The 13,592-nt window shown below is 54.9% G+C and carries 11 protein-coding genes; 4 read left to right on the forward strand and 7 right to left on the reverse strand.

Translation table 11 applies throughout. The features are described from left to right. Positions 1-17: 17 nt before the first annotated feature. The 5 genes from AABA21_RS10360 to gad all read right to left on the reverse strand — a co-directional run bounded on the left by AABA21_RS10360 (position 18) and on the right by gad (position 8,653). Positions 18-1,595 carry an APC family permease gene (locus AABA21_RS10360; RefSeq protein ID WP_338249513.1) on the reverse strand — a complete coding sequence of 526 codons (1,578 nt, stop codon included), beginning with the start codon at positions 1,593-1,595 and terminating at the stop codon, positions 18-20. A 480-nt stretch (positions 1,596-2,075) separates the two neighbouring features. Next, positions 2,076-2,789, reverse strand: coding sequence for a lytic transglycosylase domain-containing protein (locus AABA21_RS10365; protein ID WP_338249514.1), 714 nt, complete (start codon positions 2,787-2,789; stop codon positions 2,076-2,078). 435 nt (positions 2,790-3,224) lie between these two features. Then, the gene (locus tag AABA21_RS10370) at positions 3,225-5,636 is read right to left on the reverse strand and encodes a protease pro-enzyme activation domain-containing protein (RefSeq protein WP_338249516.1); all 2,412 of its coding nucleotides are present in this window, start codon (positions 5,634-5,636) and stop codon (positions 3,225-3,227) included. Between the two features lie 362 nt (positions 5,637-5,998). After that, on the reverse strand, positions 5,999-7,213 hold the full coding sequence (locus tag AABA21_RS10375; RefSeq protein WP_338249518.1) for a glycosyltransferase: 1,215 nt from the start codon (positions 7,211-7,213) through the stop codon (positions 5,999-6,001). 9 nt (positions 7,214-7,222) lie between these two features. After that, positions 7,223-8,653: a glutamate decarboxylase gene (gad, locus tag AABA21_RS10380; protein WP_338249520.1), complete on the reverse strand. Its 1,431-nt coding sequence runs from the start codon at positions 8,651-8,653 to the stop codon at positions 7,223-7,225. Between the two features lie 155 nt (positions 8,654-8,808). On the opposite strand from gad, the gene AABA21_RS10385 reads away from it, so the two are divergent. Together AABA21_RS10385 and AABA21_RS10390 are read left to right on the forward strand one after the other, a co-directional pair. Further along, positions 8,809-9,090 (forward strand): hypothetical protein, encoded by a 282-nt coding sequence (locus tag AABA21_RS10385; protein ID WP_338249522.1) that lies wholly within the window; start codon positions 8,809-8,811, stop codon positions 9,088-9,090. Between the two features lie 62 nt (positions 9,091-9,152). Continuing rightward, positions 9,153-9,968: an endonuclease/exonuclease/phosphatase family protein gene (locus AABA21_RS10390; protein ID WP_338249524.1), complete on the forward strand. Its 816-nt coding sequence runs from the start codon at positions 9,153-9,155 to the stop codon at positions 9,966-9,968. Here the strand turns inward: AABA21_RS10390 and AABA21_RS10395 are convergent. Then, positions 9,950-10,579 carry a GNAT family N-acetyltransferase gene (locus AABA21_RS10395; RefSeq protein WP_338249525.1) on the reverse strand — a complete coding sequence of 210 codons (630 nt, stop codon included), beginning with the start codon at positions 10,577-10,579 and terminating at the stop codon, positions 9,950-9,952. The two genes, AABA21_RS10390 and AABA21_RS10395, sit on opposite strands and share 19 nt — an antisense overlap. Positions 10,580-10,717: 138 nt before the next feature. Next, on the reverse strand, positions 10,718-11,347 hold the full coding sequence (locus tag AABA21_RS10400) for a P-loop nucleotide/nucleoside kinase family protein (protein ID WP_338249527.1): 630 nt from the start codon (positions 11,345-11,347) through the stop codon (positions 10,718-10,720). Positions 11,348-11,626: 279 nt separating this feature from the next. Between AABA21_RS10400 and AABA21_RS10405 the strand changes: the two genes are divergently transcribed. After that, positions 11,627-12,121, forward strand: coding sequence for an Rrf2 family transcriptional regulator (locus AABA21_RS10405; protein WP_338249529.1), 495 nt, complete (start codon positions 11,627-11,629; stop codon positions 12,119-12,121). A gap of 187 nt (positions 12,122-12,308) precedes the next feature. After that, complete coding sequence (locus AABA21_RS10410; RefSeq protein WP_338249531.1) at positions 12,309-13,556, forward strand: MFS transporter; 1,248 nt, start codon at positions 12,309-12,311, stop codon at positions 13,554-13,556. Positions 13,557-13,592: the final 36 nt, after the last annotated feature.

A 13,592-nucleotide genomic window follows, 5' to 3' on the forward strand; every position in this document is an offset into this window, starting at 1 on the left:
GGTGATATTGGTAATGTTTAGTTGTGGCGTCCAGAAATCTGTTCGACCAGCGTGTCCGGTTGACTGCTGTCCTGGAGACCTTCGTCGATCCGGCCGTTCTGTTCATCGTGCCGCCGTTCCGCCCGACCCCACAGGTAGAAGATGGTTGTCAGCAGGATAATCGCGCCCAGTGCTATAAGCTGGGTTAGCTCATAGGTCATGCGTGTAACGCCCGAGCTCTTGATCGTGCCGTCATCCGGAAAGATCAAAAAGTAACTGACGATGACGGTATAGAACATGGAGAGAATGGTGACGAGCCAGGCTCCCCCTATGCCACCTGGAACCCGGTATGGGCGCCGTACCCCTGGTTGTTTGCGGCGCAGGAGCAAGAGATCGGGAAAGATGAACAGGTAGGCCAGGGTATTGACCGAGATGGTGAAGCCAAGCACCAGCGTGAACAGCGATTGCAGGGTGCCAGCCCCAAAGCTGTTGATCAGCACCGCAAGAACCATGGCGCAGGTGGCGATCAGGCCGCTGACGATGATGGCGGTGCTGGGCGCATTGGTGCGTGGATTGAAGCGAGCCAGGCTGCGGGGCGCCACATGATCTCTGGCGGCTACAGCATAGGCGCGATTGGCGCTGACCATCCAGGTTGAGCCGCTGGCTCCCAGCGCGACGATTAGTAGTGGCACCAGCAGCCATTTTAATGGGAGCGCCAGCACGTTGGGTAGCACAATCGTCACATTGGAGATGGCCTGTAGCAATCCGCTACTGGTGCTGACCTGCGATTTATTGAGCGCGAAGATGGTCACAAGAATCGGGATGACATAGGCCAGGAAGGCCAGTCCGCCGGTGGTAAGCATGGAGCGCGGCACGGTTCGCTGTGGATCCTCGATCTCGTCTCCGACGTTGACCTGAACCTCAAAACCCTGCCATTTAAAGACCATGACAGGAATGATTCCGCTGACAATAATACCTAATGCGCTACTGGGTAACAGGTCGGCAGGACCCATGTGGACGCCGCTGGCATGGTTGGTCAGAAAGAAGATCAGGGCCAGCACCACAAAGAGTGCAATCAGCAGGAGCTTAAAGGCGGCTCCGATATTGGAGAGTCGTTTGTTAATATTTATGGGTAATAGTGCGGCCCCCATAATGCTCCAGATGAAGACCGCGGCGATGGCGATCGTAATCCACACATCGGCGACCTTATTGCCTCCAAACAGATAATCGGTGCGTCCAAACCAGAGCACCTTGATGGCGGTAATGATGGTGACAAACATGGTACCACCAATCCACAGCGGATTGGCGATCCAGTAGAGCATGGCCGCGATGGCGGCATAGAAGCGTCCACCACTCATCTTTCCCCATTCATAGATGCCGCCCGCGCGTGGAAATGTACTGCCCAGCTCGGCCATCAATAGCTGATAAGGAATAAAAAAGGTCAGGCCAACCAGCAGAATCCAGAATAGTGCCTGCCCACCATATGAGGCGGCCGCTCCCAGAGTATCCAGGCCTAGCGCGCCAGCGATTGTATAAAAAACCAGGTCTCGCACCTTGAGGTTGCTGCTCCCCAACCGGGTGCGCCTGCTAGATGTAACTGATGAATGCTCATCCATAGATCATGATCTCCTTAACAAATAGAGAAAACCTCTCTATCTTTATCACCTATACCAACACATTAGCAGTTACTAATAATTCCATAGGGTAGGTTTTACTCCCTTTATCCTGGGGGCACGTGAGCGCCCCCATTCGCGCAGCTGCTGCGCGGCCGCATTAGTTTTTTGAGTTGGAGCATCGGGGGCGCGGCTGCGCCCCCGATGCTCCAACTCAAAATGGATTCGTGGGTCTCCGCAGTGCTTCACAATCATAGGTGAGTTGGTGTAACAGGGGCGCGGCTGCGCCCCTGTTACACCAACTCACCTAAAACTCAGTGCGGACGCGCATGCGGGGGCGCCCACGTGTCACTTTCAAAAAAACAACCTGGCCGTCTCTCACGCTTCACAGTGAGAGACGGCCAGGTGTTCAAACAAGTTGGTTAGAAGTAGGACTATATATAAATTTTTATATATAGGGGAGGATGTTGGCGCGTGGCGCGCTTAGCCCATGATGCTGCGGACGTAGTTCTGGGTCTCCGCTGGAAGCTGAGCCAGCCAGTTGCCGCCACCGGCATTCACGGCGCCCTGTACCGCGCCAGGACCGGCGTTGTAGGCAGCCAGGGCTTTGCCGTAGTCACCACCGAACTGCTTGGTCAGGCTGGACATCCAGCGGGCCGCGCCGGTCAGAGATGACTGTGGGTCCGAAGCGTTGACGCCCATTTCGGCCGCGGTCGCTGGCATGAACTGCGCGATACCGATGGCTCCGACTGGTGACACCGCATTGGGATTGAAGCCGCTCTCTTGATTGATCTGGCGTACGAAATAGTCAGGGCTGATACCTGCCGCGATCGCCGCACTTCGAGCCATATCGACATACGAATGTGGCATTGAGGCTGATGACTGATGGCGATGGTTGTCATGTTGTGCTGTCGACGGGGCGTTATGTTGCGTGGTCGACGCTATGCTGTGTTGTTGGTGATTAGCTGACGAGCCAAAAGTGTCAACCTGCGTATAATGTGTGGCTGCGAAGCCTGAAAGAAGAAGAGCTCCGCAGGCAGCTCCAACTGCGATACCTTTGCGTAGATTTGAGATGCGCCGTGGTGTGCGTGCTGCTGTCACCGGACGATTATAGGTAGGGATAGCCACAGCGGCGAGGTTGATTTCTGTTGTTTCTTTAGTATTGTTCTCTAGCAGTAAGGTATTGGTGTTTTTCAATGTGGAAGTGCTCCGTGTCTCTTGTGAATCTACAGTTGCCGTCATAGTTGGGTCAGAATAAAAACGCTTGTTCAATTGTGTTCCTTTCAGGTGAAAACGAAGCTCTGCTTTCACACTCTCACTTCGTATGTCGAGTCCTCGTTTCTAGGCGATGTGTGAGCCGACCAGTAAGATCTATTACTTTCGACCCACGCGCTATGTATTGACGAAGGTCAGTGTAGCACATGCTATGCAGCCTGCCAGCTTAAGCATAAAAAAAGTAGCCCAAAGGTAATATGCTTCAATTTGTATCAGAGTGTTTCATAGTGTGTCATACTGTACCGGATAAGGCCCCAAAATTGGGATAAATTGGGGGGGAGGGCTATTGGTCGCACCATAAAAAATAGCAGGCCGCGTTTCAATGCGACCTGCTATTTCTGACCAGGGAAAGGATTATTAGCTGTTCAAAGTGTCAAGCATTGACACATCATCCAGTAAGAAACCGCTACTGGAAGTACGGTTGGTGGTACTTGTGAAGTAGAGGATAACCTGCTGACCTTTGTAGTTTAACAACTGTGGGGTGACGTCAAAGGTGTAGTGAACCCATTGGCGCGAGTTCGAGCTACATTTGGTTACTACTACACCGATAGGAGTAATATTGGTCGTCAATAATGAGACCGAGAATCTACCGGCGCAGGCGTTCGTGCCTGGAGTTGTGGTTACGCTATACAGCCAGTAGCTCAGGGTGATCTTACTGCTGTTAGTAGGGATCGTCACGACTTGATAAATGGCTTCATTACAGCCTCTATAGCCACACGGGAACGCGCTATATTTTCCACTATGGGCCGCTATATTCGTGATCAGCTCATAGCCGCTGCTGGAATATTCTACCCATGGGCTCCTACCGTTCTCGAAGCCTCCATTCACTATCAATTCCGTCGTACCACCCGGAGGAGGGGTCGGAGTGATAGTTGGTGTGGGCGTGGGGGTCGGCGTAGGAGTCTTTGTGGGGGTAGGGGTAGGTGTTGTTGTGGGCGTAGGTGTGGGTGTAACGGTAGGGGTCGGCGTGGTACCGCCGGCGAGGGCGCTGGCGAGCTGCCCCGCGTTGGGGGTACCAATTCCGGTGGCCATATCATAGTTTGCGCTGGCCTGATAGTACAGATTGTTGCCCGTGGTTACGTCGTGAAATGAGGTATATGGTTGGCTGCCATTATAGATGCTGTAGAAAGGTTGATGGGCATTTCCCAGTGTTGGCTTGTTCTGCGCCGCCAGGTACTGATTGAGGTCGATAGCTATACTCGCCCACAGGGGAGCCGCCGCGCTTGTTCCTCCGACCGATAGCCATCCGGAGCAGTGAGAGCTAGAGCTGGTGCAGTAAACGGAGTAGCCGGTCTGGGGGTCAGCATCGGCCGAGACATCCGGAACCATGCGATTGGCGTTGGTCAGGTTGGTGCCTGTCTGGTAGCTGGGCCGCTTGAAGTATGAGCTGACGCCACCGCCGCTACCTGAGTTATTGCTGGAGGTGCCCCAGGCTGATTCGCTGCCATAGGTGTTGTCGCTGCCTAGCTTTAGATTGGTACCACCAACCCCGACCACGTTGGGATCACCGGCGGGCGAATCGACACCCAGTGGCGATCCGCTGCCACCACCACCGTTACAGCCATATGCTCCCGAGTCACCGGAGGCGGCAAAGAAGGCCTGTCCTTGAGCGGCCCCTTGCGTGAAGATAGTATTTAACGCGGCCAACTCAGAGTTGCCTGAAGACGCTTCGCACAGTATCCAGCTGGTCGTCGTTACTTTGACCAGGTTGTCCATGACGATGCGGTTATAAGTGTCGTTGAGGCCGGTCGTTGTGTTAGGGCCGATATAAATCCTCTGGGAGGCGCCGGGGGCGATGGCGGAGACAACCTCCATGTCCAGTACGACCTCAATCGCGCCACTGCCGGGATTGGTGGTGGCGCCGTCCACCAGCACATTGGTATATTTGCCGGTGCCCAGGCCATAATTGCTGCGATAATTGTCGATGTCGGAGGCTTTATAGCCGTCCAATTCAAACACGCCGATCGTTTGGCCTGTTCCATCACTGCCAGCGCTGATGAGGGGGTTGACGTTGTAGGCGCCGCGCAATTCGGTCGGCGTATAGCCGCCACCCGGGCCAATCAGTGGCCTAGACGTATGCTTCGCCACATTATCTATGGATGGCTTGCTCGCGGGTCGCGCACCACTACCCTTATGCAGTATGTGCGCGTAGTGGTTACGCGTAATGTTGTTCAGCCCAGCAATATTCTGGATATCCGCTGCCAGATAACTCGGTACAGAGGGATTTCTATCGGGTGCATAGATATAAATAGGGGGAGAGACACTATACACATAGTTATTCAGGGTGACGTTAAAGGCTCTTTCCGCGTTGGCTACCGTGCCAACGGCGTTGATAATTAACCGATTGGATGATACTCCCGTTACGGTCAGGCCCTGGTTGCGTAAGTACGCCGATACCTGGTCAACGGTGCTCTGCGTAGGCCCAAACATGCTTGTAAACTGTTGCGGAGTCAGGTAGTGATGATAGAGTGGAGAAGAAGGATTCTCCTGGGCGGCTCGTAAAGTATCTAAGTAAGTCTTGTTGCGCAGATTCAAGCTGACCGCCAGTTGCAGCATATTGCTCAGCGCCGTGTGTCCCGTCGGAGTCAGATGCTGGACAGAGGGGATCACATGTCCGGGGATGGTCTGTAGCGCGGTTTGTGGCTTTGGGGTCGCAGCCAGCGTAATTGAGCCCCTGGCCATAATGCTCTGTGTAATCAGTGCCAGGAGCAGCGCACAAATAAGAAGCGCAAGGCTTGATTGCCATTTCTGGCGCAATGTCTTTTTCACGTGTCCCTCCCAAAGAACCAGTGGCTAAGCGTAAGCAAGAGAGACAATGCAGCAGTACCCGGTGCCGCTGGTACATCCTTGTCAAGGAAAAAACCTTGAAGCTACATCCACTATTGAGCATCTACACTGGCTGGCATGCTAATTGTCGCTTACTTACACAATACATAAGTAAATCATACAAAATACATTTATAACTGCCATATAGTAATTATACATTTAACACATAATTTTCATAAATTTATTATAAATACATTAATATACGCTTAAATGAATAAAAAAAAAGGAGTTAGTGCAACATTTGGGATGGGGGCATTCGCCCCCATCCCAAATGTTGCACTAACTCCTAAATAACCCCTTATGGGCTATGGCGCGATTGATGGCGCGTGGGCGCGCTGGCGCATGCGCTGGGTTTCAGCGAACTCGGTCGCCAGCCGTGTATAGAGCTCCTCCCACTGATCCAAAACATTGTCTTTATCATGGGCGGCGATGATATTCAAGCTTTCGGACCCCATGCTCTGCTGCAGGTTGTGATCCTGCAGTATTCTGTCCATATAGGCGGCCATTTCGTCGCTGTTGCCGGGCTCAAAGAGGAAGCCATTCTGATTGTGGTGGACCAGTTCTGGCAGGGCATATGAGTTGGCGGCAACCACCGGCAGGCCGCAGGCCATCGCTTCCATCATGGCCAGGCTTTGCAGGTCGGCCTCAGACGGAATCACAAAGAGCTGCACCGAGCGGCGCAATGGGATCAGATCCTCGTTGCGTACGAAGCCCAGGAAGCTGACACGATCCTGTATATTGAGCCGTTCAACCTGCGCGCGCAGGGCTGCCTCGGCTGGACCGGTGCTGGTTAGAATCAGGTGGGCTGGCGTACGAAGCCCGGCCATCGCGTCTAGCAGAACATCGATGCGTTTCTCCTCGCTCAAGCGATTCACATGGATGATCAGGGGCCGGTCCTCCGGCAATCCCAGGCGGCGTATCAATTCTGCATCGGCGGGTCCGGGCGTGTAGCGCGTGAGGTCGATGCCGTTCGAGATCACTTTACTGGGTGCATGCAGCCCATGATCACTCAAGAGATCCAGCGCGGTCTGGGTGGGAGAGGTGACGTAGTCGCAGCGATTATAGAAGTAGACGAGGTAGGAGTAGATCAGCGCGCTGAGTGGCTTGCCCAGGACCGGATCGGTCAGGATCGAGCGACTGAGCATGTTGCTAGGCAGGTAGTGGTTGGTGGCGATGAGCGGCTTGTGCAGGCCGGGGGCCAGGATATGGGCGATGTTGCCCAGCACGATCGGCGAATGCACATGAATGACGTCCGGATCACTCTGCTTGAGCAGTTTGTGGATCGGCCCGAAGGGAAGCAGGGGGATGCGCAGGTCTTTATAGGTCGGCCATTCAAATGAGGAAAAGCGTGAGACGTGTACCCCCTCCTCTGTGCGCTGGATATCCCGCGTTCCATAACTGGGAGCGACCACCCAGACCTGGTGCCCCCGATTGGTGAAATCAACGGCCAGGCCATGGGCCACGTTGGGGACCCCTCCTACCATGGGCGGATACTGATCGGTAACAATCATGATTCGCATCGCTTCTACTCACTTTCCCTTATTAGCTGACTTTTCCTCGTGACTGGCTCCATGACTGAAACCAGGCGTACCGCCGGTGTGCTTGCTCTCAGGGTGTGCCGCATAGTAGCTCAGGTGGCGTTTTAGATCGTTGAGCAGCAGGGTCGCCATATCCTGACTGAAGCCATCCTTTACCACGATGCGCATTACAGCCAGATCCTCCAGGTTTTTGGGATAGGTATAGGCGGGAACGATCCAGCCGCGATCCCGCAGACGTTGCGATAAATCGAAAACGGTAAAGTTGGTCTCTTCTTTTAAGGTAAAGGCGAATACTGGCAGGTCGCTACCATCGCTGAGCAACTCAAATGGTCCCAGCCGGGCGATCTCTCCCGATAGGTAGTGAGCCGTATCCTGGCAGGCCTGCTGGATGCGTCGATAGCCGTCTTTGCCGAGCCGTACGAAATTGTAATATTGGGCCACGATCTGACTACCGGGCCGCGAGAAGTTCAGGGCAAAGGTTGGCGTCTGCCCTCCCAGGTAGTTTACCGAGAAGATCAGTTCTTCCGGCAGGTCACTGTGATTGTGCCAGACCACCCAGCCGACGCCCGGATAGACCAGGCCGTATTTGTGTCCCGATGTGTTGATGGACTTGACGCGCGGCAGCCGGAAGTCCCACACGATATCGGGCTGGATAAACGGCGCGACCAGCCCGCCACTGGCGGCGTCCACGTGAAGCGGAATGTCCAGTCCTCGTTCGCTCTGCAGACGATCCAGTGCCTGGCTGATGGCCTCAACCGGTTCGTAGCTACCATCCATTGTGCTTCCCATAATAGCCACGACGCCGATGGTGTTTTCGTCACAGAGCTTGACCGCCTCTTCAGCGGTCAGGTGATACCGTCCGGGCTCCATGGGAACCAGGCGCGGCTCGACATCCCAATAGCGGCAGAACTTTTCCCAACAGATCTGAATGTTGATGCCCATGACCAGATTGGGACGCTCGGTCGACTTGCCGGCGGCACGCTGGCGTTCCCGCCACTTCCACTTTAAGGCCATGCCGGCCAGCATACAGGCTTCGCTGGAGCCGATTGTTGAGCAGCCAATCGTCTCTTTTTCGTCTTTGGCATGCCAGAGATTGGCCAGAATATTGACGCAGCGGCGCTCCAGCTCGGCCGTCTGGGGATACTCGTCTTTGTCGATCATGTTTTTATCAAAGGTCTCGGCCATGAGCTGCCGCGCCTCCGGCTCCATCCAGGTGGTGACAAAGGTGGCCAGGTTCTGACGGGCATTGCCATCCAGAATCAGCTCATCGCTTACGATCTGGTAGGCTGTTTGTGGCAGCATCTCCTCCTCGGGCATTTCATTGCGTGGGATAGACCTATCCAATGGGATGCGGCTATACACCGGATTCAACACTTGCTCTGACTCGTTCCCGGTTGTACGCTTCGCTTTTTTATGCAGCATGCCTCTGACTCCTACAAAAAATCGTTCTCTTTTTTAGCCCTCTCTGGTGAAGCACGTTCAGACGAACCACCAGGATACAGCGTTGGTCTGGGCATATATGATATACTGCTTACTATGGTTCTATAGATGCATGGTTTCGAATAAGGGGATTTTCTATGGCTGAACAGAAGGGTACCTCCAGGACGCTGTTTTCGCTGCCCGAACGTGGCACAGGGCGCAAACTCTTCTTATGGGCCTGGCATCTCTTGCTGTGCGTGGCTATCGTCTTACTCATCGCGTGCTGGCAAACGCCGCTCTGGCTGATTGGGAGCGCCGGCGATTTCGCGCGCATGATGGAGAAGATCGAGATCGTTCTCTTTATCCTTTTGCTGACCAGCCCTTTAACGCGCACGCTCAGGCAGCGCCTCTTCCCACGTAACTCTGCGCCCCGCATGTAATCCGCCCGCCTGCTTATGCCTGTGTAGAGATCCCCATCACGAGAATGCAAAGAGGTAGTTTTATGTTAACGGTGATGACGTTTAATATCCGTGGCGCGTTAAATGCGGATGGACCCAATGTCTGGCCGCAGCGTGCCTCCTTAAACGTGCAGACCATCCAGGCGGCTGATCCGGCCGTGATCGGTTTCCAGGAGGTTCAGGCTGGCAACCTGGAGGTCTATCGGCAGCAACTCCCCTCCTATGCTTATGAGATTGGCCCCTCAGCCAATGCCGAGGAGCCGCATCAATATACATCTATTTTGTGGAAGCCCGACGTGCTGGAAAAGTTGGACGCGGGCGGCTTCTGGCTCAGTGAGACGCCGGAGGTGCTTTCTGGAAGCTGGGAGACGGCCTGTATGCGTACCGCCACCTGGGTTCATTTTCGCATGTTGGATAATGGTCGCGAATTTATTCATCTCAATACCCACCTGGACCACGTTTCCGCGCAGGCGCGGTTGGCCGGGAGCGCTTTGATTATCCAGAAGCTGCAGGATATTACCCATGATGGTGCATTACCTGTGCTGGCGACAGGGGACTTTAACTGTGATCCCGCTTCTCCTCCCCATCGTTTATGGTTGCAGCACGGCTTTATCGATAGCTTCCTGGAGACGGGGCACGAAGACAGCATGCAGAACAATACCTTCCATGGTTTTAACTGGAGCAAGCCGTCCTCTTCGGGAGAGAGGCATGGGGATGACATTCTGCGCATGGATTGGATCCTGCTGCGCGACCCGGACCACAAGATCCACCCTATGACCTGTGAGATTGTGCGTACGGCCCAACCACCGATCTACCCCAGCGACCATTATCCGGTCGTTGCTCAACTGGCGGGCTTGTAAGTGGCTTCCTGCTGTCGCTGCAGATAACTTATGATGCCCCTGGGATAGCGGGCGGCCCACTCTTCGCGCAGGATGCCATAGCCGAGGCCATCGTAGTAGACACCATTGACGGTGCGCGCCTTGCGAAAACGGGCCTCCAGTTGATAGCCGAGCTTTTCGGCCAGCCTCATCATGCCTTTGTTGCCGGACCACGTGCGCAGATCGAGGCGGGCGATGGTTGGGAGTGCGTAGAAAAGGTAGTCGCACCACAGTCCCAGGGCTTCAAAGCCCAACCCCTGATTCCAGTAAGTGGGATCAAAGATAATGATGCCAACCGTGGGCCAGTGTGTCTCCGCGCTTTCCCAGTTCCAGGAAACGATACCCAGAAATTCGTCTGTGTCCCGGTCGCTGATGACAAGTACCGAGCGAATGGTGGGATAGCTATTGCTGGTGATCTGCGCGCGCATCTGTTCTACATAGATCTCTATCTTCTCTTGTGGAGGGAGCGCGTAGTAGGGGCTGTCCAGCGCTTTCCAGTGCTGCCTGGGGACCATCCACGACCGATATCGCTCTAAATCTGTCAATTGCCAATCGCGTAAAGAAATGCGCAAACCAGGGATACGTACTTGCATAGATACTCGTTTTTCTCTCTATCACAGTGAAAGATCGTACTTTGTCGCTGTCTGTCTATTCAATGCATACAGGGAAACATATACCTCCGCATGTGCCTTCTACACGAATCTCCGCCATCTCTAGCATCTCTGATAGGACTATTCGGTAGTGTCCAGCCTTTCGTATATCCACTGCCGCGTATCTTCAAGCGTCTGCTCCAGCGTGACGCCTGTTGTATCGTACAGTGTCATGGGTGGCTCGGTTTCGGCCCCGTGTTCTTTATGCCAGCGGTTAAACTTCACCATCTGATTCTGCGTCTCTTCATCGCAGCCGCGCCAGGCGGGACGCTCCTTTAGCCGCTGCACCAGCACGTCATCATCGCAGACCAGCGCAAGGATATGGATGGCCGAAAAGTAGCGATGTTCGGGACTGCCCATGATGCGCTCGGGCATCGTGGTGCCACAGAGCACGACCGGGCGTCCATTCTGCGCGATATGCTTCGCCAGTTGGAGCCAGCGATCCTGATAATCGACGTAATCCTTTTCGGCCGTAGCCGGCAGCACCCCCCACAGAATATCGGTATCTAACGTCACGCACTCCGGCAGGCGCTCTGGCAGGTAGCGCGCCAGCGTCGTCTTCCCCGTACCGCTCGCGCCCGTAATCACAAACAGCGGCAGACGCAAAAACGGTTCCCCATACTGACAATGGGGACAGATCACGGCTGGCACCGTGAAATCAATCGGCTCCTCCTCACACCACGCGCCACATTGTGGACAAACCCTTGCCATATTTCAGAGTCCTTTCATTTATAGGTTATGAGGAGTTGGTGCAAGACCACGGGCGGGTGCGGATGCACCCGCCCGTGGTTTTGCACCAACTCCTCATAAAACATGCGGCCGCGTAAGCGGACGCGCGAGCGGGGGCGATCAAATTCCCTAAAGCTTATTGTATGTCACTACCTTACTCCTTGACAAACAGACCTGGATGTAATTATAATGCTTACATTGAGTGTAACAAAGTTAGTTACAGTGCATACATGAGCGTTTGAAGGAATGAAGGAGGCAGCGATGAGTGCCAATAGTCGTTTATCGTTAGCCGTCCATACCCTGGTCTGGATGGCCGAGTTTGGTGAGGAGCACGATTATGCTCCTTCAGAGCGTATTGCGCGTAGCGTCAAGGCAAATCCTGTGGTCTTGCGCGGGTTGCTGGGTCTGATGGAGAAACAGCACCTGGTATGCGTTCAGCGCGGCAGCAATGCTGGCTGGAAGCTGGCGCGCCGACCTGAGGAGATTACATTGCTGGAGGTCTATCGCGCGGTCGAATCAGGCACCTTGTTTTCTCTGCATCATACGCCTCCTGATCAGCGTTGTCGGGTGGGGTGTGGCATCATTCCTACCCTTGAAAATGTTTACGAGCAGATTCAGGATACCATGGAGCAGGAGATGGCGCGTACCACGATCGCCGATATCCTGCGCGATACCCTGGCGCATACGGCGGAGGTCCTGCGGCGAGGGGCCGCCGAAGCCTCAACGGAAACTCAGCCGGGAGGGGCGCAGCCGTAAAAAACAGATTGCAGGTCTTGCTGACTGAGCGATAATTCACTCGCATGCAGGACCTTCATTTTTACCATGCGATGTAATAACTTTTGTTACATCGAGCATGTTCTGGGCTGCTTCATTGATGTTCATTTTTTTTGAGAGCGGATGTAATAAAAATTGTTACAGCAGCTGAAAAGGAGTTCTATTTCACATGTCACAATCGCTACAACAGTCCTCGGCAACAGTGCCGCAGGGGAGACAACGTATTAATCCGCGCATCCTCTTGCTGGCGTTGGGGATGTTCGCGCTGGGCACCGATGCTTTTGTCGTGGCCGGCGTTCTACCGACGATTGCGAAAGAGACCGGCGTAACGGAGAGCGTGGCTGGCCAACTGGTAACGGTCTTTTCGTTGACCTATGGCCTGGGCGCTCCCTTGTTCGCGGCGCTGGCTGGACGCTGGCGGCCCACGCGCGTCCTGATTGGATCGCTGGGTCTGTTCTTCCTGGCCAATGTGGCTTCAGCCCTCTCTCCTTCATTTCTATTGCTGCTGTTGACACGTGTGCTGGCCGGCTGCTTCGCCGCCACCTATGCTCCCCTGGCCTATACGGTTGGTATCTCTCTGGCGCCTCCGGCCAAACGCGGCCAGGCGCTGGCACTGGTCGTGATCGGGCTTACGGTGGCGACCGCTTTGGGTTCTCCTCTGGGAACCTGGGTCGGCGAGCACTTTGGCTGGCGTATGTCTTTCGCGCTGGTCGCCTTGCTGGCCGGCATCGCGGTTCTATCCCTGCTCATCGGTGGTCTGCCTGAGGTTGCCGCGCCCAAATCCCTTCCGCTGAAGACGCGCCTGGCACCGATCGCGCAGCCACGTGTAGTGATGGCTCTCTTGCCATCTCTGTTGTGGAATATCGGCGGCTTCACCGTCTACACCTACATTGCGATCTTGCTACTGCACAATCTACACATCAGTGATATCAGCGGCTTACTGGTCGCTTACGGCGCGGGAGTCGTGGCCGGAAACTGGTCTGGAGGCTTGATGGCGGATCGCTTCGGTACCCGCCGCCTGCTGGTCTTTTACCTGGTGGCGCTGGTAATCATTGAGGCCGTGCTCTCGCTGCTCATCTCCAATATGATTGCGGGTATCGTGATGCTCTTCCTCCTCGGACTGGGGATCTCACAGCTCTTTATTCCCCAGCAGCATCGCCTGTTGAGCGTGGCGCCTGAGCATGCCAATGTTATCCTGGCCCTCAATAATTCGGCCTTCTACCTGGGTATCGCCGGTGGAGCATTGGTAGGCGGCCTGGCCCTGCGCGTGGTCCCGGTCTCCCAACTCGGCTGGATCGGTTCCGCCTTTGTCCTGCTCGCCCTGCTCTTATTCCTTCTCAGCCTGCGCGCGGGCAAAAGCCGACCCCTGGCCACCGCCGACAAAGAAACACAGAAGGTGCTGATAGCGCCCGAGTAAGCTATCTCTTGCATTTCGGTAAGGGGTTGAGGCAAT

The sequence above is a fragment of the Dictyobacter halimunensis genome (genome assembly GCF_036245075.1).